Origin of the sequence: Oceanobacillus picturae (assembly GCF_000612865.1) — a bacterium.
In the GTDB taxonomy this organism is placed as follows: domain Bacteria; phylum Bacillota; class Bacilli; order Bacillales; family Amphibacillaceae; genus Oceanobacillus_B; species Oceanobacillus_B jordanicus.
Genome location: NZ_CCAX010000002.1, coordinates 360,642 through 381,881, shown reverse-complemented (window position 1 = coordinate 381,881; position 21,240 = coordinate 360,642). Strand labels below are relative to the sequence as shown.

Here is a 21,240-nt window from a genome sequence, read left to right as displayed (position 1 = left end):
GAGAATATTTCATGTTTAACCATAAAAAGGAACTTCAGTTTGATGCTAAGCCAGACCGCCCAGATCCCGTATTTGCTAAAAAACTACAGGAAGTTATAGGTGGTCAATATGGTGAAATGTCAGTAGCCATGCAATATCTCTTCCAAGGATGGAATACTAGAGGAAACGAACAATATAAGGATTTGATTTTGGATACTGGTACGGAAGAAATTGGACATGTTGAAATGTTAGCAACGATGGTTGCTAGACTATTAGACAAAGCTCCAGTACAAGCACAGGAGGAAGCAGCAAAAGATCCAGTTATCGGTGCAGTTATGGGGGATATGAACCCGCATCACGCAATCGTATCTGGAATCGGCGCAGCACCAGAAAATAGTGTAGGCGTACCTTGGAATGCAGGATATATTGTTTCCAGCGGAAATTTACTTGCAGACATGCGCGCAAACTTAAATGCAGAATCACAAGGTAGACTTCAAGTTGCTAGACTTTATGAAATGACAGATGACCGCGGTGTTAAAGAATTACTTTCTTTCCTTTTAGCACGTGATACAATGCACCAAAATCAGTGGATTGCAGCCATTAAAGAACTTGAAGCAAAAGAAGGCGTTATCGTCCCTAGTACTGTACCAGCAGACTGGGAAGCAACAGAATTTTCTCATCAGCTAATTAACTTCTCTGAAGGAAATGACAGTGAAAAATTAGACTTTGTTGGTAAACAAGCTCCAGACGGTGCAGCAAACTTTGAATATGTAAGCAATCCAGTTTCACATGGTGAGAAGCCGGTGCTTAATCCAGCACCATCCTATATGCACAACACTCCTCCAAACGAGGATAAAATGTAATAAACGTAAACACTTTGAAAAACCAACTAAGCGAAGGAGGAATTATGATGCAACATGGTAAAGCACTAGCAATAAAAGGTGTAATGTCTCTCGTTGTCCTCTATTTAGTTTTAGGAGTTGGGTTTGGAATTTCGTTTGGTAATGTACTACTTATTACCCTAATTCTCGGCATACTTTCCTATCTGTTAGGAGACGTATTTATCCTACCTAAGACATCAAATATGATGGCAACAATGGCAGACCTCGGCATGGCCTTTGTGATAATTTGGCTTTTAGGAATGGCTTTTACAAGTCTTTCTGTAGGTTCAATGGCATTAGCAGCTGTTATCGCAGCCATCGTTATGGCTTTAGGTGAATACTTCTTCCATATCTACATTCTTAAAAAAGATATCGGATTTGGTAATAGATACCGCACATCTCATAATTATTAAAGTAGAAAGACTATCCAATCAATTTCGATAGTCTTTCTTCTATCACCATTGTTCCTTAATAGAATATGTTCTTAGACTAAACTGAAGCACCGTTTAAGCACGAATCTCCAAAATCGAGTCTCTTACTGATTTCATGATTTTCTCGAACGCAATTCCTGCTTTATCTGTATCCCGCTCTCTAATTGCTTGAAGTAACGTTTCATGGTGGGGGTAGCTTTCGTCGAAAATATCCTCTTTTCCAAAAGGCCCATTCCAAAACTTATGGCAGGTTTCCCAGACTGAGTCGATCATGCTTTCCAGCATGGTGTTTTTAGATGCACGATAAATTGCTTGGTGAAAGCTTGCATCAGCTTGGTTTGCTTCGTCTCTTTTTTCTTCCTTAATAAATTGAACATAGCTTTTTAAATGGACCTGCATTCTTTTAATGTCTTCTTCATTCGCTGCGTGTACAGCTAATTGGACAGCCTTTCCTTCCAACGCCTCTCGTACCTCAAGCACTTCCAGCAGAAAATTCTTTTCATTCTCTACTTCAAAGGATAGTTGAATTTGGAAGGGCTTCATATCTTTAATGAAAGTTCCTTTACCGTTTAAAACCTCAATAGCTCCTTGGGTTTCCAATAGTTGTAGAGCTTCTCTTAACGACGACCTTCCAATTTGAAGAATTCCTACCAATTCAGCTATGGACGGTAGTTTATCCCCACTTTTAAGTTTCTCTCTTTTTATATACCTTTTAATCTCTTTTGCACCAATTTCCGATAATCGTTTCTTTTTAATTGCTTCCATTTTTCACCTCAACACCGCTCATTGTATAGCTACTATACTCTTCCTCTACTTTATCATAAAAAACTTCTCAATTATTAATTATCCGAAAAATCCAACCTTTCATACAGGTTGAAAGTATGATACGATAAAGTGAAACTTCAATCAGTGGGAGTTTTCGGCGTTACACCGGTATAATTTCATCAACTTAGGAAGGGGTTCATACAACTTGTCATACACAGATGAACAAATATGCACACACTCTTTTGACACACCTGAAAAGCACCACGGGGCGGTCTCCCCTCCCATTTATCAAACCAGCTTATTTGCGTTCGAAACTTTTGAAGCGTTTACAAAAGCGCAATCAGCTGAAAGAGAGAATTACGTATACACACGCGGAGTCAATCCGACAACTGAAATTCTCGAGAGAAAACTAGCCATGCTTGAGCGTGGGGAGAGGTGTAAATGCTTCGGTTCGGGGATGGGAGCCATCAGCTCAGTATTCCTCTCTCTCCTTCAAAAAGGCGATCATGTGTTATTCGTAAACACGATCTACGGACCGACACAGGAACTAGTAGAGCATCTTAACCGTTTTGGTATTGAACATAGTTTTACAGGTGAAGAAGTGGAAGCCGACGTTCAACCAAATACCAAGTTAATTTACGTGGAGAGCCCAGGCACGATGACAATGAAAGTAATCGATCTGAAAAGTATTTCCACTATTGCAAAGCAGCATGGGATTATTACAGCAATTGATAACACATGGTCCACTCCCATTTTCCAAAAACCTTTAACGTTAGGTTTTGACCTTTCTATCCATTCCTTAACGAAATACATCGGTGGGCACAGTGACGTAGTAGGCGGAGCAGTGATAGGGGACGAAGAATTAATCGATCAAATATCTAAATATGGATTTCAACTCAATGGATCGGTTATGTCTCCACATGATGCTTCTTTAATTCTAAGAGGCTTACGGACCTTACCTATAAGAATGAAACAACATGAATATAATACGCTGCAAATGATTAACTATTTAAAGACAAAGGAGGAGATCACTTCTATACACCACCCGAGTTTACAAACAGACAATCCTATCGTAAAAGAGCAAATGACCGGTTTTTCTGGACTATTAAGCTTTGAATTGAAAGAAGGTGCTTTTGAAAAAGTTGCCTTATTCATCAATCAAATGAAGGTTTTCAAAATTGGCGTTAGCTGGGGAGGGTACGAGAGTTTAATTAATGCACCAATAAAACGTGATAATGCTTCTAATCTCGAAGCACAAGGAATAAGCCCCGGACTAGTTCGGCTTTCAATTGGACTAGAAGGGCCTGATTTATTAATCGCTGACTTAGAAAAAGGATTTCAAGCCGTGCAAACGATTAAATCTTACTAAAGGGAGAGATTTAAAATGAGTCAAAATGAAGTGAGACGGCCTACCGTCGGGATGTCCATGGTTCCTATTGTCCTCGCACTCGCAATTTTTATTATCGGGATTGGTGTGCTGAAATTTCAAGCTGAGTTGATGCTTATTTTCGCAGGTGTCGTATTCGCAATATTTGCTGGGTTATACGGTCATAAATGGGAAAAAATCATTACCGTGATGGGAGAAAAAATCAAGACTGCTTTGCCAGCTATTTTAATTTTATTCAGTATTGGTCTGCTTATTGGAACCTGGATGATTTCAGGAACTATCCCGTTCTTCGTTTATTACGGGCTGGAAATCATTGATCCTGCTTATCTATATGTACTAGCATTTTTGGTTACGGCCATCGTCTCCACCTGTACGGGAACTTCCTGGGGCGCTGCCGGGACCATTGGTGTTGCACTTATGAGTATTGCCCAAACAATGGATCTTTCATTAGCGGTTACTGCAGGTGCTGTCGTTTCCGGTGCGTATTTCGGAGATAAGCTTTCTCCTTTATCGGATACAACCAATATGAGTTCACTTGCTGCAGGTTCCAATTTATATGAACACATTAAACATATGCTATACACCTCTGTTCCCTCATCTATTGTTGCTATCATTGTTTTTTATTTTGTTGGACTTCAAATAGACTCATCACCTGGTCAGTTAAACAGTATAGATGAAATGCTGACAGGAATTAATGAGCTATTCGTCCTTAATCCCGTCGTGTTGCTTCCAGCAGTCATCGTGATTACAGGATCACTTATGAAGAAGAACCCATTGATCGTTCTATTTTGTTCGGCTATAACAGCTATGCTCATCGCACTTTTTTTCCAAAGTGCCAGTGTTGCTAATTTGTTCACTGCAGCTGTAGAAGGGTTCAATATAGAAATGCTTGCAGTTTCACCAGACCTTATTTCAGAAGATATTCAGGAACTATTAAACCGTGGTGGACTCTACTCGATGTATAATGCGACATTCTTCGTTTTCTGTGCCTTCTTTTTCGCATCTGCATTGGAAGTTTCACAAGCACTTAACGTTATCCTTGAAAAAGTTATTACGTACCTGAAATCCATTGGAAGCGTTATTTTCGCCTCCTTAATTACAGGTTTTGCGGTTATTAATTGTACATCAAACGCCCTTGTGACGTATTTCTTGATAAACGACATTTATGGCGACGTATATAAAAAACGGAATCTCCACCCAACAAACCTATCTAGAAGCATGGAGGATTCAGTTACCATTACGGAAGCTCTCATGCCCTGGACCGTCTCGGGTGTATTCATGGCTACAACGCTTGGTGTAGGAAACTTTGAATTTCTCCCATGGGCAATTTTCAACCTAGGTGGCATTGTGTTTTCTGCTTTATATGGTTTTCTAGCCCCTTATACGAATGGCTTTGGCATTCGTAAATTAGATGAAGATGTTAAAGAAGGTGAAACAAACCAGGAGGCAATGTAATGGCAAAAAATAACAGGACCTTGCTGATTTTGATTTAGTCGACAAACCTTAAAGAAGCTGTACCCAACATTTAGGGTACAGCTTCTTGTATTAATTTCTATTCTAAGTTAGCATGCTTTCCATACATCTGTTTCGAGTTAAGCTCTTTCTTCTCCATAAAACGCAGAATTACAGCATCATAAAAGAGTAAGGAGGTTTGTTCAAAGAGAGATCCCATCGGTTGGATGGTTTCATATTGGCCATCTTCCTGATCTTTCGGTGCACCTGGAAGAACAACCGTAAGATCAGCAAGCCGTCCAATCGTTGACTGTGGTGATAACGTTACGGCTGCTACTTTACCACCTAAGCTTTTGGTTTTTTCCACAATGGGTACCAATGTTTTTGTTTCACCAGACCCCGTTCCTACAATTAGCAAGTCACCTTCTTGCAGATTCGCGGTAACCGTTTCGCCAACTGCATAGGCATCAATTCCCATGTGCATCATGCGCATGACAAATGATTTCCCCATAAAACCAGAGCGTCCTGCGCCAGCTACAAACACTTTATTAGCTGCAACGATAGCCTCGACTAATTTCTCAGACTCTTCTTCTGAGATAGATTGCGTTGTACTTTCTAGTTCACGGATAATCTCTTCAAAGTATTGCGTCGTATTCATCTTCCATTACCCTTTGTTAATTAGTTCTTTAATTTCGGCTGCTGCCGCTTTTTTATCTTCTTTTGAAGTGATACCGCCACCTACAATAACAAGGTCTGGCTGAGCTTTAACTACTTCCGGAAGTGTCTCAAGCTTAATCCCACCAGCAATCGCTGTTTTCGCATTTTTAACAACACCTTTAATCGTACGTAGATCCTCAAAAGAATCTTTGCCTTCAGCTTGCAGGTCATACCCAGTGTGGACACAGATATAATCTGCACCAAGCTGGTCAAGCTCTTTAGCACGCGTTTCGATATCTTTCACTGCAATCATGTCTACAAGGATTTCTTTTCCTGCTTCTTTTGCTGCTTCCACCGCTCCACGAATAGAGCTATCTTCTGCTGCACCAAGGATCGTAACAATATCGGCACCAGCGTTCGAAGCTTGCTCTACTTCATAACCAGCTGCGTCCATAATTTTCACATCAGCAAGCACTGTTAAGCTTGGATAAGCTTCTTTTATTTTACGAACAGCCTCATGGCCAAATTTGTTAATAATAGGTGTTCCAATTTCTACAATATCAATAGAATCTTGAACTTCAGATACAAGTTCAATCGCTTCTGGTATGTTTACTAGATCTAGCGCTAACTGTAATTTCATCTTTTTATATCCCCTTTACATCATAATATTTCACAGCAAGAATAGGATGCTCAAAAACGAATTGATTTACTCAGCTGCTTAAAAAGGATTATACTTTCTATAAAATGAATTGGGAAGTACGCACTTTCATTACAGATAGTGTAAAAAAGTATACTGTCCAACTCCATTTAAATAAAAAGAAAGGGATTGATAAACTTGCCTAATTTCGCTGAAAAAACCTTTAACTGTGAAAAGGAATTAACTCTTTCTGTCATAGGTGGTAAATGGAAAATGCTAATCATTTGGCATTTAGGAAAAAAAGGAACGAAACGTTTTGGTGAGTTAAAAACCCTTATGCCTGGGATCACCCAACGAATGTTGACGAATCAACTACGCGAACTTGAAGCGCATTATATTATACACCGGGAAGTCTACCCTGTTGTACCGCCAAAAGTAGAATACTCGCTAACAGAGTATGGAACTAGACTAATGCCTATTTTGGATGCAATGTATGAATGGGGAAAAGATTACATGGAAGAAGTGTTACACGAAGACAAAATGATTAAATAATAACACAAAACCACTACCTGACTTGAAGTGTAGTGGTTTTGCTTCTTAAAATTACTCCTACTTCTTAAAACGAAACATCAATCGACGTTCCAGCCCCAACGCTTTCTTCTGTTTCTATATTTATAGGAGATGAGGTTATATCGATTGTTACATTGTTAATTTGTTCTGAAGGTGGGTGGTCTCCATTTAACATGTATACCAACGTGGCATTCTTTGGTGTCGTACTGGTGTAATCTCCGTCTGTCCTGCCACTAAACATATCATGAGCGGTTAACTGGTGACCATTCATATCCATTGTGGTGCTTGCAAAAAAGAAACGAATGGGAAGGTCACTTGTGTTCTGCAAAACGGCGTCCACTTGCAAAAACCACACCTCTTCACCTGAAACACCAGCTATCGACTCTTCTGTTACTTCTCCACTGACAAGACTGACATTGTTAATTTGTATGTTTATAGGCCCGACCTTCACATTTCCTGCTTCTGTTGCTTTTTCAATTGTAAAAACACCAGTCGCATTTTCCACTGTCTGACCCGGATTGCCATCCACCGCAAATTGCCCTCTTGGATAGTGATTAAACGTATCAGCTGGCTTTTCCGTTTCTTTCTCTGTAGCTACTGACCCCTCTGCCTCCGTCTTTTCTGCAGGATTCGTTTCTTCTGCCTTTTCACTTTTAACCTCTTCTTCAGTTTCCGGTTTTTCAGGTTCGTCGGTTTCTGATTTGTTCGCACTCGTTGTATTTTCCGCCTTTTCTTTGACATTTTGGTCTTTATCCTCAGAGTCAGAACCAGCGGATTCTGCTTTATCGCTTACTTCATCTTTATCGAGAACTATTTCTTCTTTCTTCAATTCTTCCTGCTGGCTAACTTCAGCCATTGAAACCTTTTTTATGTTTTCCTGCTGATTTAAGTCACAACCTGCTAACGTTATAGTAGCCATAATCCCTATAGCTACAAAAGATTTGTACAACCTATTTCCCCCTAATATCTTATGTATTCTTTTCAGAATAACAGACTTATAAGGCGGGAAACAAGGGGACTACTAGTTTTGTATTATAGCGTTATATTAAGTAAACTCCATTTAAAAAAGAAAGGACCCTATTGGCCCTTTCTTTAAGTCTTGCAGCATGCTTTCAGCTATTTTATACCATGTCGCTGTCTGTTTTCTTTCTTCTAAAACGATAGAACACGAGGTAAAGCATTGGTACCATAATCAAGGTTAAGATCGCCGAGAAGAGAATACCAGATATAATTGTTACGGCAAGTGGTGTAAAAAGAGCATCTCCACTTACAGCTACTGGAATTAATGCAACAATTGACGTAATAGCGGTTAACAGAATTGGTCGTAGTCGTACACGTCCAGACTCAATCACTGCTTCTTTTACATCCATTCCTTTTTTCAAGGATTGTTCAATAAATTCGATTAACACAATCGAGTTTCTCACCACAATACCCGTGAGGGATACCATTCCCATCACACCTAGGAAACTAATTGGTGTTTGGGTAACAAATAGGCCCAGGATGGCGCCCGATATTGCCAGGTATACTGCGACAAGAACAAGAAATGGCAACGAAAGGGAGTTAAATTGAAACGCGATTAATAGGTACACTAGGAAAAGCACGATAATAAAGAGTACAGTAATTTCCATAAAGAAATCACTTTGTGCTTCGTTTTCTCCACCTAATGTAATACTATAATTAGAATCATTAAGCTGCTCCCTTTGTTTTTCTACAATTTCACTTACGTTTGCTTCATAATTCTCCTCATTTTCCGGAAAGGCCCGCAGCGTAATGGAGCGTTCCCCATCAATGTGCGGTATGATTTGCAGTTTCTCTCCCTCTTCTGGGGTCACAAGCTCATCCAGCGAAATAAGTTCTGGTGGACCATTCGTCGAGGCAGCAGGAACTTCTAGCTTAGAAAGATCAATCGTATCCTCGCCATCAAGTAAGATCTTCATATCTCGTTTAACCACACCATCATCAAACGAGCTAAGCGGAATTCCCTCTGTTGCTAGTCGTATTTGCTGACTAACTTGATTGATGCTAATGCCATTCTCTTCAAGCGCCTCGCGGTTCGGTACATATTCTATTGATGGTTCAAATTCACCTACATCATCTACTACAATATCAGTATCTAATCCTTCAATGTCTTTCGTTAGGTCATCCCTCAGTTCAATTAATTGCTCCATCTCAGGACCGCTCACTGTAACGGTGACAGGAGCTCCGACTGGTGGGCCCTGCTGAATGGTATCCATAAATATCTCAGCGTCAGGGTATTCACTACGAAGTTTGTCTGTCCAGTCATCAATTAGCCCTTGCGTTGTTTGATTTTCCCGGTCTACTCTGGCTACAATCTGACCAGTATTCTCACCAGTCCTCGATAGTGAACTATTAAAGAGTCCAGGAGTTCCTGTGCCTGTAAAGACACTTGTTTCATATACACCATCATCTGTTTGTAATCTTTCTTCCATGTCTTGAAGCACATCGTGCGTCTCTTCAAGAGGTGTGCCGATTGGTAGGGTAATGTCTACCGTTACTTCTTCCTTATCTGCTGGTGGGAAGAATTCAAATGGCGTTAAGAAGACTAACCCGAATATTGCGGTTGTAAAAATAAGCCCAATAACAGAAACAATAAGTGGCTTCTTAGAAAACTTGTTTAAAAGCTTATCGGCATACAAGTCTGCAAGCTTGTTTAAAGGTTTGCCAGCAATACCTGGTGCGTCTGACATCGGTTTATTCGATCGACGGTTAAATAAATAACGGAAAATCGGCACAAAGACAAGTGCTACTAACGTTGATGCAATAATGGTTGATATCAACACTGTTGGTAAGGCGCGGATAAATGCACCGTTTCCTCCGGATAGAAAAATAAGTGGCAGGAAAGTAAATACAATGGCAAGAGAAGAAGTTACGATGGAGACCCAAATCTCTTTCACACCATTGACCGCTCCCATTAATCCTTTGTCCCCAAGTTTGTACCTGCGTTGGATATTGTCATTAATAACAATGGAATCATCCACGATAATACCTAGCGCGATAATAATTCCGATAACAGAAATTTGATTAAGATCAACGCTTGTGAATTGTAATGGAATTAATCCAGTCAGAACAGATATTGGTACAGCAAGTGCTACTACCAATGCACCAGAAGCAGATAGTCCAAGAGCTGCTGCAACAATAACGGCTAATACTGAAATGGCAAGTGATTGGAATAATCCATCAAAAATGTTCGTTACAATGGATGCCTGCGAATAATATGACTCAAGTTGTACAGTAGAAGGAAGACCTTCTGCAAGCTCATCCACTTTGGTAGCTACTCGTTCATCAACAGTGGGGATATCCTCGCCTTTTTTCACGTAAGCTGTGAAAGATATAGAAGGCTTCCCTTCAAAGGTGATCAGATCTTCAAGCTCTTTTGAACTAACCTCCACATCTGCAATGTCTTCTAAGTAAACAGAATCTCCCTCTGGATTTTTCCCAACGTATACTTCTTCCATCTGCTCCAGGGAATCATAGTTATCTACCGAAAGCTGAACCACTTCCTCCTCCATATCTTGCTTACCTAAAGGTGTTGGAGAATACTCATTATTAATGGCAGTTTGCAAGTCACCCGGATTAAGTCCTGCTTCCTTCAACTCCTCCTGCTTTACGCTAATCAGGATTTGTTCCTCAGGTAATCCTTTGATGGTTACACCTGCAACCCCGGGTAATGCTTCTACTTCATCTTTCCAATTGTTCAATTCATTTCCTAAGGAAAGCAAGTTGTCACGTGTATCACTCGTGAGATGGTAGGAGACAATAGGTGATTGTGACGTCGATTCGTTTATTTCTGGTTCAAGTGCCTCATCCGGAAAGGACGTTGATGCACTGGAAACAGCTTGATTTATGTCTGCAAATACGTCATCTCTACTCGCTCCCTCTTCTACTTCTACCACTACATTAGAAAATCCGGCTGAAGAAGTCGAGTTTAATTCGGCAATACCATCTACTGATCGTAGTGCGTCTTCAATTGGGTTTGTAATCGACCGCTCTACTGTGTTTACCGTAGCACCAGGGTAGACGGTGTTAATTGTACCCACGTTCACCGTCGTTTCAGGAATTTCCCGCTGTGGTAGTTGAAAGAAAGTAAACACGCCTACTATTACAAACAATACAATAAAAAGTATAAAGAGCTTAGACCGCTTTAAAATCCAATCCAACATATTAGAGTCTCCTTTTTTTCGTTTTGACTCTTATTTTATAACACAATAGGCCTTCACTTATCAATTGATAAGTACGGAATATTACCTTTCTTTACTTATGCTTGTTCACAATTTATTGGGATGCAAAAGAGATTTATGTATTGAAAATTTTATGGCGATTAGGAATGTCCGCAAATCGTTTAAAAACCGAACGGCTTCGAATATTCTAGATTCGAATGCTCGTTCGGTTTCTTGTTACATAAAATGCTTTGATTACAGATTTAATTAGAAGATTTTTTGTCATCAGCTAGCTTTACTTAGTATCCCTCTTACGAACTCAATTTCACTTCGAATTTGCTTCGCCCTCTTACTTTCATTGCTTTTTAGCAATAAATAGGTCAGATATGTTAGGTCCCTTCGAAAGTAAAATGTTTCATATTCATTTAACAACATATACCTCCTTTCATTCTATGTGACTCTCTTCTTATTTTTCCTGCACAGAAAAAAATAAACGGTTTATTTTTTTGATCGCTAAAAATAGAAGGCTTCCGAGCAGTTTATCTAGATTTATACCAGTCCATATAATTCAAGTGACAAATTTTCTGTTGCTTGGACAACTGCTTTTGAAATTGTGTCGTTAAATTGATCTGGATCTTCTATCTTTTCCCCATCAATTTTCACATTTACCACTCTCATATCTTTCTTTTTAAAACCAATTCTTTCTTTTGTTTTATTACTCTCAAGCGTGATAATATCACGGCCAATTTTCTTAAGTTCTAATCTCAACTCTTTTTCAAAGGCATAATCGGTATATGTATCGTCTTCAAAAATAGTAATCATTACATTCACGCTACCACTCCCTATTTACGTTTGAGTCTATCATTACATTATCTTCTTACTTACTATATTTCAGCACCGTTGAAGCTTGATTATTTTAATGGTATTAAGCTAGTGACGGAAGCCCCCCACAGCTATTAATAAACAGCCCTGCGTCTAATGAGGCTCTTATACAAAAAAAAGAAAATATTACCTATAGGTTAGTACAAAAAGAATTATTATTGTTTTTTCGCCCATTTAATAATTATTTTAATAAATAACATTAGGAGCGATACAAATAACCCTCCAGTAATGAGTAAAACTAGTATACTTACGAGAAAATCCATGGTATTTTGCCACCTTTCTCATAGTTATTTCTTGTTTTAATGACGACGACCAAGAATTCATGAGCTTAAAAAAGTTCTTATTACTAATCGTATTCGCCATAGGGTGAAAAACTCCTGTTAATTACATAATTCCCGTACGTCTCGCCTTGAGTATCGATTAAATCTTGAAGTTATCTCATAAAAAAACTACTCCCCTCTAACTCGGAAGTAGTTCTCACTATACACAGACCCGCTCATATAAAGACACCGATAGCCTATTAGTCAACACCGTCTTGATCTGAAATCGGTAATTCAATTCGAAAAGTAGTGCCAGAATGATCACTTTCAACTAGCGTAAGATTCCCGTTCAATACGTTTGCTATCATCTTACTAAAAGGTAGTCCTAGTCCTAAACCGCCAACTTTATATTTTTTATTTTCCCCTCGATAAAACCGCTCAAATATAAAGGACTGTTCCTCAACTGGAATTCCCACACCGGAATCATTCACGTCGATCATTACCTTGTCATGTCTTGTCTGCAACTGCACCGTTATCGTACCTTCTTCCCCTATTGCTTGGTACGCATTATTTAGAAGGTTCATCATAATTTGCTGAATACGTATCGGATCCACATCCACCATTTGATCATCTTTTAGTAACGAAACATCCAGCTGTAGCCCTTCTTGTTTGTTCGTCTTTTCCCATAAATTTAGAGCATCCATAACCAGTTCATTAATTAAATAGGTGTCGAGTGTAACCGGTACTGCATTTGCAGCGAATTTATTAAAAGCTAACAGATCTTCGACCATTTTTTTCATCTTTTCAGATTCCCCAATGGAAAGCTGCAAGAATTCTTTTGCTTCATCTCCATCAACCACACCATCATCAATTGCCCGTAACAGTCCACTAATGGAAGTGACAGGTGTTTTCAATTCATGAGACACTCCTGCTAAAAGTTCTGTTCTAAGAGCTTCCAGATGTTCTAACTTTCCAGACATTTGTTGAAAGGAGGTTATTAATTCATGAACTTCTTCCTCTTTCGGACGGGATGAAAAATGGACATCGTAATTCCCTTCTTCTATTTGCTTTGCAGCTGCTGCTACTTCTTTTATCGGTTTGGCTAACCGGCCCGTGATAAAAGAAATCGCAATCCAGCCTATTACAAGAAGACTTCCTATCAAGATCATTAATTGTCCATACTCTTGATGTACTTTCAGTAGATTTGACTTTGATTCCACATAGAAGACATAACCAAATGTCTCTTCGTCTATTTCAATCGCTTTTTTTATAACATAAAATTCGGTTTGTTCCTCATCATTAGAAGTGATCGTTTGAATGGTCTCTTCATTTTCCAAAATAGATGAATTGATTCCTTGGTCATCGGACTTTGGAGGTAAATTACTACTAATAATCATCCCATTAGGATCTGTTACATAGATAATCGGATTGCTTTCTATATTCATAAATTTACCTTGATCTGTTAAAAGACGATGTATCTCAAATTCAGGTGGTATCGTATCATCTGTCATATGAACTATCCGATTAGCTGTTTCTTCTGCCATGAATTCCATTATATTTAGGCGATTATCCAATGTTGTATGACGGATCCACATTGCCGATATAATCGCAATAATTGCAAGTCCTGCCACAAGTGTAATGAGGTAGCGTGTTGTCCAATACCGTTGCAAGGATACTTTTTTATTTTTCGTGAACACGGAACTGGTACCCCACCCCTCTGAGCGTTTTTATTTCTCCTTCTTCTAAAGGCCAATTTTTAAGTGATTTTCTTAAACGTTTGATCGATAAATCAACAGCCCGATCGCTTCCTTCATAATCCCATCCCCATACTTGTTCGATCAATTGATCTCTAGTAAACGTTTTGTTAGGGTGTTCGGATAAAAATAATAGTAAGGCTAAATCACGTGGTGTCAATTCAATTTCTTCTTGATAAAGAAGTACACGATGTGCCTCATGATCAATCTGCAGTGCACCAAAAGTTCTAAATTGCTGATTCTCACTATGAGATCTACGTAACACTGCATTTACTCTAGCAATAACTTCATCTCCAATAAATGGTTTTGTAATATAATCGTCTGCCCCGCCATTAAGCCCGTCTAACCGATAGTTAACATCACCTAAGGCAGTTAACATGATAACAGGGCATTTACTTTTCTCTCTTATTTCCTTTAAAATTTGCCACCCATCTATTCCCGGGAGCATAACATCTAATAACACTAAGTCCGGATGCCACTCTTGAAAAGCAGGAAGGGCTTGATTTCCTTCCATGATAACCTTTGTGTCAAAACCTGCTTTTTGTAAATAGACATTTAGCACTTTACTGATGGCAATTTCATCCTCTACGATTAACACTCTACTCATTTTCCCATCTCTCCTAAGGCTATTTTACCATAGAAAGCCAGCCCTACATCACCTACGTTTTATGATCAATCTCCACTAGTTATATTAGGAATTTCCTTGCATATTCATTTAGAAGAAGCGCCTCCTGTCTAGAGAAGCGCTTCTTCTTTACTGAAATGACAACTGTATTTAGCTTCCACCTTGCCCTCGTTGTCCACCACCAAACATACCACTAGATTGTTCTGTTTCACCTGATTCATTCAAATACAACATCGTACTCGTTAAAGAGAATTCAAGTACTTTTGTTCCACCTTCATTGGTTACATTTTGATAAAAACCATCTACTTCATCACCAGAGAGCTCCCCATTTGTATAAATCGTATAGGATTCATCCTGCTTTAGATCTGGTGAACTGATTACGATTGATTGGAAAGCTTTTTCTGGTGCAACCGCAGCTACCGCGTCTCCATTACTATCCTCAACATACACAGTAGTACCGGCTTCCAGCGTCTCAGGGAAAGTCATCATAAATGTTGATTGCTTAGAGCTCTCGGAAACACCTTCTGCCATTCCGCTACTCCCAGCAGCAATCAGTGTTCCGCCTTCCATTTCAAAGGATTGATCATAATCCAATGCCCCGTTTCCACTATTCGTCGGACCATATACGAGTACAGTGCCGCCTGTCATGACAGCGGAAGTATTTGAATCCAAGCCATCTCCATTTGCATCGATATAAATAGAGCCACCTTCTATAAGCAATTTCCCTTCATCAGACTCTTGTTCAACACTTTCCTCTGCACTTTCTGTTTGACTTTCCCCAAACCTTTGCATTGCCATTTGGTCTGTTCCACCATTTACATTTATACCATCATCTTCTGCGGTAACGTGGATGTCCCCACCTGATACGGTTATCGATTTTCCTTCAATCCCTTCATAACTCTTATCAACTTGAATGGAACCATCGCTTATGGCCATCTCATTATCTGCATGAAGTGCATCATCACCGGTAGACAACGTGATTTCACCACCTGCAACTACCATATCGTTATTACTGTGCAGTGTGTCGTCATTTGCATCTATTGTAAGGCTTCCCCCAACAATATCTAGTTTGTTCTCTGCTTTAATCCCTTTTGTGCTTGTTGTATCGTCTTCTTCTGTTTCTTCCGTTTCTTCTGTGTTATCTTGCTCTTGTTCCCTTTCTTGTGCTTGCTCAGGTGGTTGTCTGTTTTCGAATCCGCCCATCTCTCCTTGTTCTGGCGGCTCCTCTCCTTCAGCGAAATCTGGTTTTCCCTGTGGCATGTTCCCTTCTGAAAACTCCTGGCCATTAGGCATTGTTCCTTGCCCCTGACCACCAAATCCTCCTCCAAACTCGGTAGTTGGCTCTATCGTTTCCGGGCTGCCTCCTCCGGCAGTAATAGTATATTCACCGTCCACAATGGTTACAGTATTTTCCGATTGTATACCATCGCTTCCAGCATCAATGGTTAAGGAGCCACTTTCCAGTACCATATTGGCTTTATTTTCATCTGTATCATTAGAACTTTTCACTCCATCCCCACCAGCATCAATCGTAATGAATACATCATTCATTGCAAACAAATCACGCCCTACGATACCATCATCCTCTGCTGTAACCTCGATGGTAGCTTCTATTATTTTCAGGTCGTCTTTCCCTGTAATACCATCCTTATAATTACCATTCACAATTAAAGTTCCTGTCCCATTAATTGTTAAGTCATCCTTACTGTATATAGCCGCTTTTGGTTCATCTGTCTCTTCTTCATATACATATTCGGATGGATCTGTAATCGTGTTGCTCGTCCCTTCCTCAACAGAAATCACGGCTTTATCAGCCTGTTTGATAAAGATCGGAGCAGTTGATGTAGATTCTAATGAAACACCGTTAAGAATTAAACGAACGGTCCCTTCATCTTCAGCATCCACGATAACCTGGCTGTCTGTCGAACTTCCTTCTAAAACATAAGTTCCAGAGGTGTGAATTTCTACCGTATTGTTATTAATTAGGACACTATTATTATCTTCTATGTCAATGGATTGTTCATTAAAAGTTATGGTTGTGGCATCCTGCTCATCCCATTCGGTATACGTATCCTCTGTATCATAACTAACTAGTGATTGCACAGACTCTACTATTGCTACATTTTCATTCGATTTGCTACAGCCTGTAATCATAATAGCCATTCCTATAAGAAAAGGAAGGATAACCCTTCCTTTAATTAACCCTCTTCTCATGAGATCCCTCCTCTATTACGCAGTGAAATTACCATCATAGCTCAGCATCACTGCTGAACGGACACCATCAATTTGGGAAACAGTCGATGTTATTTGTGCATCGTTTTCTTTTACACGTATTTCATAGGTTACTTCTACTTCATCACCTTGCATGATTGATTTTGATTTCAGAACATATTTCTTCACTTTACTACTAATAATCTGCTCTACTTTCTCGCCAATATTATCTTTATCGAACTTCACAACTAATAAGTATGGATTTTCGACTCTAATCTTATTTGAGAATAATACAATTACGAATCCGATGGATACCGTACCTATTGCTGCTAATAAAATAAAACCTGCTCCGCTAAGGATCCCGGCAATAACAGACCAGAATAAGAACACTAAATCCATTGGATCTTTGATTGGTGTTCGGAAACGCACAATGGATAAGGCACCAACCATACCGAGTGATAACAGGACATTTTGACTAATCCCCATAATTACAAGTGCTGTCGCCATCGTCATTATCACGAGCGATATATTAAAGGTGTGTGAATAAATTACTCCTTTAAATGTTTTCTTGTAGATAGCGTAAATAAACAACCCGATTATGAACGCCATACCTAACCCTAATAATGAATCGGTAATAGAAAAAGATGCGGTATTCTCTATAAAACTAGATTTAAATATATCTGAAAAATTGGTTGAAGCAACTGTAAATAACATTTTTTTCTCTCCTCTTCTTAGCCATACATTCTGCTTAATTGGTATTTTGAATATGCTTCTTGTCTTGTATCTGATAACTGAAGCAAGTGTTTAATTACATCTGGTAAATAGTTATCATACTTCACTTCGAGAATGACGATATCTGCTTCTAATACATCCACCATCGGTAAATTGCTAGCGAACATGTTGGTGTTTTGCATGCTTGTCTGTATTTTCAAATCGAATGTGACCCGGACATTCCCATATGGGTATACATATGGCTCACGGATATAATCAACAACTGTCCTAGGCTTTAATTGATAGTACTGCATTTCAAAAAACAAATCTCTTATTAGTGAACGATCGTCTTCTTCCATCCAGGCAATTTCTGACTTTCTAATTTTCTCGAATTCACGCTTTGTGATCTGGCATTTTGATTTAAAGGTAAGATTATTCCTTTTACTTTTTCTTTCCAGATTAATGACCTCATCACACTTGCCATATATCCTCACGCGATATTTATCCCGATTTAAATAACCTTCCTTTTTTTCCTGCAAAACTTTATTGTCAAAGTTATCAAAGTAAGTAGAGCGAATCATATACTTTCCATTTGGCCCGGCATGTGGATCGCTCCTCATAAAGTGAGCCAATTTTTTTCTTAACACCTGGTATTCTGCAAGCGAAATAGCATGTTTTAATTCCTGTCTTCCTACTAACATCTTCCTGACTCCTTCCTGGTACATTTGCAATGTTAAACCAGTTAAATGTCAGTAAGATGTCAAGTGAATTTTTATTTAATAGACGTTGAATTCAATTAACAATCTATAAAATTACTTCTAAAATAATGCCTTTCCTTTGGAGAAAGATAGAGAAGGACTGAAAGGAAAATAAAAAATAGCTGGTATGACTCCGGTTTAATACGGAGTTCACACCAGCCCACAAGCTGTCTTCATTGTTATTCTGCTCTTGTATTCTACATAGTCACCGTTACGATTACCCCATTCATGTTATCTCCTGTAATCATATACTCATGATCCACGGGTAACTCAATCTGCTGATTTTCTCCATATGGATAATATGTAATAAAGTACTCTTTCCCTTCAAAACTAGCATAAAGTTCTTTTTTATCTTTTACATAATCATTCCACCGGGTAATTGTAGTGGATTAGGACGAGATTACCTTTATGGATGTCGTCCTCTTGAATTGTTTTTACATCGCTTCATTTGATTTCCCAATAAAACCTACCTCTTATTCAAAATGCATTTATGGAATTCGGATAATAATTATTATCAACTCAAAACCCCTTTTGGTAATCATAACCATAAAGGGGTTTTTATCGCAATTATGCTACTTAATAGGGCATTTGTTTCCTTGTCGGTGGATAGATTAAAAAGCAGTACCTAGTAATCTTTAATTTTGCATTTCTTTCCGAAAAGCATATAAGAACAATAGTGAAATGAATATGGCCCCGCCTATGATATTTCCAATACTTGCAGGGATCAAATTAAGTAATATATATTCGTGCCAAGCATAGTTGTCAGATGTAAAGATTCCTAAACTGAAATAGCCCATATTTGCCGCACTGTGTTGGAAATTACCGGCGACAAACAAAATGACAGGTAGAGCTGTGCCAAAGATTTTTCCGACCACGTCTCTAGCCGCGGTTGTTAAGAATGTTGCCATGCCAATAAGCCAATTGGCAAGAATTCCTGACAACACTACTTGAAACCAGCCTACCCAGCCATTTTCGACAAATTTCATTTTGTGAGACAGTAGTGTTTCAATCTCTTTTGAGAATTCAGGTGTCAAGGAGTTCGACATAATGACTAATAGAGCAACAAACAACGCACCTACAAGGTTTCCAATATAGGCCACAGCCCAAAATTTCACAAATTTATGTTTTTGCCAATATGACCTTTGTAAATACGATGTTGGTAAAAGGACGTTTACTTCAGTAAACAATACAGATTGTGACATAAATACCATAAGATATCCTGCTGTAAAACCGAGACCCTGCAGAATATAAGTCAGCCCTTTCGCATCAACACCGATGGCAAGCAGTATAGAAAAAACAGCACCAAAGGTCATAAACGACCCTGCCTTTAAAGAGAGGACGAATCGAGAAGGTGTATTTGTATCAAGGTGTTCTTTTCCTTTATCACTAAACGATTGCATAATCTGAGTAGGAAATAAAAATTGTCTTTCTGGAATCTCTTGCGTATTACTTGTCTGATTTGACGATTCCTGATTACCATTATCCGCCATCAATATCCTCCTATTTGTATAAGTTCTATGTTGAAGCTTAGAGTTATGTAACCCACTACTTTAGTAGGTACCCGAATGATGAAGTGTTCAAGCTATTTTTGGAATGCCTTTATTTATAAATATCTTAAAACCTTCTTGACATTTTGATAATACCGCTGTAGTATATTGACTAATCAAAAAATTTCATATGATTTTTCTTATCCAGAGAGGTGGAGGGACTGGCCCATTGAAACCTCAGCAACAGACATTTGTACTGTGCTAATTCCAGAAGCGTTAAGCTTGGAGATAAGAAGAGAAAATTATTACGTATCCAACCCTCTTCTTATTTGTTAAGAAGGGGGTTTTTTGTTGGTTACATAAAATAGATTCGTTTATTACTAGTTTAATTGATTGGATTTATAAAAAATAAAACGAAAGTAGGGATTTAACATGTCAATTACCTTAACAAAAGCTCCTTTTAAAGCGGATCAAGTAGGAAGTTTATTAAGACCGAAAAGCATTCATCAAGCAAGAAAGGAATTTAAAGAAGGAAAAATTTCTGCAACACAATTGCGTGAGGTCGAAACCAAGGAAATTAAGCGTATTGTCGATAAGCAGATTGAAATTGGCTTGAATGCAGTGACAGATGGTGAGTTTAGACGCAGATTCTGGCACACTGATTTCTTAGAGCATCTAAATGGGATAGAAGGATATGTTCCAGACGTAGGCTATGTTTTTAATGGAAATGAGGAGACAGAAAGATATAATGTCCGAAATACAGGGAAGGTTTCCTTTAATCCCGATCACCCTTTCATTCAAGATTTCATTGAATTTAACGAAATTGTTGCTGGGCGTGCAGTTGCCAAACAAACAATCCCTAGCCCTAATCAACTCTTCAATCAAGGGATAATTAACGAAGACATTTACCCTGACATTGATGAATATGCCAATGATGTTATTCAAACATACCGTGATGCATTACACGCTTTTTATGAAGCTGGGGTTCGCTATCTACAGTTCGATGATGTTTATATTGCTGGCCTTTCATCACCGGATATTCCGTTTAACGAGGGCAAATATTCAAGGGAAAGACTAATTAATTTGGCATTACGCGTTGTTAATGAGGTATTGGATGGAAAACCAGATGATTTAGTTGTGACGACACACTTATGTCGTGGAAACTATCGTTCCAATTGGGCATTCGAAGGGAGTTACGACTTAATCGCATCTACTTTGTTTGCCAAAGAGAAAGTGGATGGATTCTTCTTGGAATATGATGATGAGCGTTCCGGTGATTTCAAACCGCTAAAACATATCCCTGCTGGCGGAGCCCAGGTTATTCTTGGTGTGATCACATCGAAAAATGGGGAGCTAGAGGACAAAGAAGCAATTAAAGCTCGGATTAAGGAGGCATCCCAATATGTTCCGCTCGATCAACTATGCTTAAGCACACAATGTGGATTCGCCTCAACCCACCACGGCAATAAATTAACGGAAGAAGACCAGTGGAATAAATTAAAATTTATTGTTGAGATCGGGAAAGAGATTTGGGGGTAAAGTGAAACTTCAATCAGTGGGGGGTTTTCATTCTTCTCCCACTGATTGTTAGTTGAACGAATCGGGTTGTTAGCGT

Annotated in this window: 18 protein-coding genes and 1 riboswitch; of the genes, 6 read left to right on the top strand and 12 right to left on the bottom strand. The window is 38.9% G+C overall.

The genetic code is table 11. The annotated features are described in order from the left end of the window. Window positions 1-11 precede the first annotated feature (11 nt). Together BN988_RS13000 and BN988_RS12995 are read left to right on the top strand one after the other, a co-directional pair. Window positions 12-842, top strand: coding sequence for a manganese catalase family protein (locus tag BN988_RS13000; protein WP_036577211.1), 831 nt, complete (start codon window positions 12-14; stop codon window positions 840-842). Window positions 843-889: 47 nt separating this feature from the next. Next, window positions 890-1,273: a DUF2512 family protein gene (locus BN988_RS12995; protein ID WP_036577210.1), complete on the top strand. Its 384-nt coding sequence runs from the start codon at window positions 890-892 to the stop codon at window positions 1,271-1,273. Window positions 1,274-1,366: 93 nt separating this feature from the next. On the opposite strand, the gene BN988_RS12990 is transcribed toward BN988_RS12995, so the two are convergent. Beyond that, the gene (locus tag BN988_RS12990) at window positions 1,367-2,056 is read right to left on the bottom strand and encodes a FadR/GntR family transcriptional regulator (RefSeq protein WP_036577209.1); all 690 of its coding nucleotides are present in this window, start codon (window positions 2,054-2,056) and stop codon (window positions 1,367-1,369) included. 205 nt (window positions 2,057-2,261) lie between these two features. On the opposite strand from BN988_RS12990, the gene BN988_RS12985 reads away from it, so the two are divergent. After that, entirely contained in the window at window positions 2,262-3,425 is a 1,164-nt protein-coding gene (locus tag BN988_RS12985; protein WP_036577208.1) for a trans-sulfuration enzyme family protein, read from the top strand. 15 nt (window positions 3,426-3,440) lie between these two features. After that, window positions 3,441-4,898, top strand: a complete 1,458-nt coding sequence (gene nhaC / locus BN988_RS12980) for a Na+/H+ antiporter NhaC (protein WP_036577207.1) — start codon at window positions 3,441-3,443, stop codon at window positions 4,896-4,898. 97 nt (window positions 4,899-4,995) lie between these two features. Here nhaC and hxlB read toward each other — a convergent pair whose 3' ends face one another. Next, window positions 4,996-5,553, bottom strand: coding sequence for a 6-phospho-3-hexuloisomerase (gene hxlB / locus BN988_RS12975; protein ID WP_036577206.1), 558 nt, complete (start codon window positions 5,551-5,553; stop codon window positions 4,996-4,998). Window positions 5,554-5,559: 6 nt separating this feature from the next. Further along, window positions 5,560-6,192 (bottom strand): 3-hexulose-6-phosphate synthase, encoded by a 633-nt coding sequence (hxlA, locus tag BN988_RS12970; protein ID WP_036577205.1) that lies wholly within the window; start codon window positions 6,190-6,192, stop codon window positions 5,560-5,562. A 195-nt stretch (window positions 6,193-6,387) separates the two neighbouring features. On the opposite strand from hxlA, the gene BN988_RS12965 reads away from it, so the two are divergent. After that, window positions 6,388-6,741 (top strand): winged helix-turn-helix transcriptional regulator, encoded by a 354-nt coding sequence (locus BN988_RS12965; protein WP_036577204.1) that lies wholly within the window; start codon window positions 6,388-6,390, stop codon window positions 6,739-6,741. A 64-nt stretch (window positions 6,742-6,805) separates the two neighbouring features. Here BN988_RS12965 and BN988_RS12960 read toward each other — a convergent pair whose 3' ends face one another. The 9 genes from BN988_RS12960 to BN988_RS12920 form a co-directional block, all read right to left on the bottom strand. After that, window positions 6,806-7,708, bottom strand: coding sequence for a hypothetical protein (locus BN988_RS12960; protein WP_036577203.1), 903 nt, complete (start codon window positions 7,706-7,708; stop codon window positions 6,806-6,808). A 172-nt stretch (window positions 7,709-7,880) separates the two neighbouring features. After that, window positions 7,881-10,940 carry an efflux RND transporter permease subunit gene (locus BN988_RS12955; protein ID WP_036577202.1) on the bottom strand — a complete coding sequence of 1,020 codons (3,060 nt, stop codon included), beginning with the start codon at window positions 10,938-10,940 and terminating at the stop codon, window positions 7,881-7,883. A 546-nt stretch (window positions 10,941-11,486) separates the two neighbouring features. Then, a complete protein-coding gene (locus tag BN988_RS12950; protein WP_036577201.1) occupies window positions 11,487-11,768 on the bottom strand; it encodes a hypothetical protein in 282 nt (93 codons plus the stop codon). Between the two features lie 571 nt (window positions 11,769-12,339). Continuing rightward, entirely contained in the window at window positions 12,340-13,776 is a 1,437-nt protein-coding gene (locus BN988_RS12945) for a sensor histidine kinase (protein ID WP_036577200.1), read from the bottom strand. Continuing rightward, on the bottom strand, window positions 13,760-14,440 hold the full coding sequence (locus tag BN988_RS12940) for a response regulator transcription factor (RefSeq protein ID WP_036577199.1): 681 nt from the start codon (window positions 14,438-14,440) through the stop codon (window positions 13,760-13,762). Before BN988_RS12940 ends, BN988_RS12945 begins: the two co-directional genes overlap by 17 nt. Window positions 14,441-14,608: 168 nt before the next feature. Further along, entirely contained in the window at window positions 14,609-16,672 is a 2,064-nt protein-coding gene (locus BN988_RS12935) for a carbohydrate-binding domain-containing protein (RefSeq protein ID WP_051557935.1), read from the bottom strand. Window positions 16,673-16,687: 15 nt separating this feature from the next. Next, window positions 16,688-17,383, bottom strand: a complete 696-nt coding sequence (locus tag BN988_RS12930; protein WP_036577198.1) for a DUF4956 domain-containing protein — start codon at window positions 17,381-17,383, stop codon at window positions 16,688-16,690. Window positions 17,384-17,400: 17 nt separating this feature from the next. After that, entirely contained in the window at window positions 17,401-18,081 is a 681-nt protein-coding gene (locus BN988_RS12925) for a polyphosphate polymerase domain-containing protein (protein ID WP_036577197.1), read from the bottom strand. A 692-nt stretch (window positions 18,082-18,773) separates the two neighbouring features. Beyond that, window positions 18,774-19,628, bottom strand: coding sequence for a formate/nitrite transporter family protein (locus tag BN988_RS12920; protein WP_036577196.1), 855 nt, complete (start codon window positions 19,626-19,628; stop codon window positions 18,774-18,776). A 194-nt stretch (window positions 19,629-19,822) separates the two neighbouring features. After that, a riboswitch (SAM riboswitch) is annotated at window positions 19,823-19,920 on the top strand. Between the two features lie 137 nt (window positions 19,921-20,057). Here BN988_RS12920 and BN988_RS12915 point away from each other — a divergent pair. Beyond that, a complete protein-coding gene (locus tag BN988_RS12915) occupies window positions 20,058-21,164 on the top strand; it encodes a 5-methyltetrahydropteroyltriglutamate--homocysteine S-methyltransferase (protein WP_036577195.1) in 1,107 nt (368 codons plus the stop codon). Window positions 21,165-21,240: the final 76 nt, after the last annotated feature.

Bases quoted from the DNA above. Each gene is read 5' to 3' on its own strand.
- BN988_RS13000 (WP_036577211.1), top strand. From the start codon at position 12: ATGTTTAACCATAAAAAGGAACTTCAGTTTGATGCTAAGCCAGACCGC.
- BN988_RS12995 (WP_036577210.1), top strand. From the start codon at position 890: ATGCAACATGGTAAAGCACTAGCAATAAAAGGTGTAATGTCTCTCGTT.
- BN988_RS12990 (WP_036577209.1), bottom strand. From the start codon at position 2,056: ATGGAAGCAATTAAAAAGAAACGATTATCGGAAATTGGTGCAAAAGAG.
- nhaC (WP_036577207.1), top strand. From the start codon at position 3,441: ATGAGTCAAAATGAAGTGAGACGGCCTACCGTCGGGATGTCCATGGTT.
- hxlB (WP_036577206.1), bottom strand. From the start codon at position 5,553: ATGAATACGACGCAATACTTTGAAGAGATTATCCGTGAACTAGAAAGT.
- hxlA (WP_036577205.1), bottom strand. From the start codon at position 6,192: ATGAAATTACAGTTAGCGCTAGATCTAGTAAACATACCAGAAGCGATT.
- BN988_RS12955 (WP_036577202.1), bottom strand. From the start codon at position 10,940: ATGTTGGATTGGATTTTAAAGCGGTCTAAGCTCTTTATACTTTTTATT.
- BN988_RS12940 (WP_036577199.1), bottom strand. From the start codon at position 14,440: ATGAGTAGAGTGTTAATCGTAGAGGATGAAATTGCCATCAGTAAAGTG.
- BN988_RS12935 (WP_051557935.1), bottom strand. From the start codon at position 16,672: ATGAGAAGAGGGTTAATTAAAGGAAGGGTTATCCTTCCTTTTCTTATA.
- BN988_RS12930 (WP_036577198.1), bottom strand. From the start codon at position 17,383: ATGTTATTTACAGTTGCTTCAACCAATTTTTCAGATATATTTAAATCT.
- BN988_RS12925 (WP_036577197.1), bottom strand. From the start codon at position 18,081: ATGTTAGTAGGAAGACAGGAATTAAAACATGCTATTTCGCTTGCAGAA.
- BN988_RS12920 (WP_036577196.1), bottom strand. From the start codon at position 19,628: ATGGCGGATAATGGTAATCAGGAATCGTCAAATCAGACAAGTAATACG.
- BN988_RS12915 (WP_036577195.1), top strand. From the start codon at position 20,058: ATGTCAATTACCTTAACAAAAGCTCCTTTTAAAGCGGATCAAGTAGGA.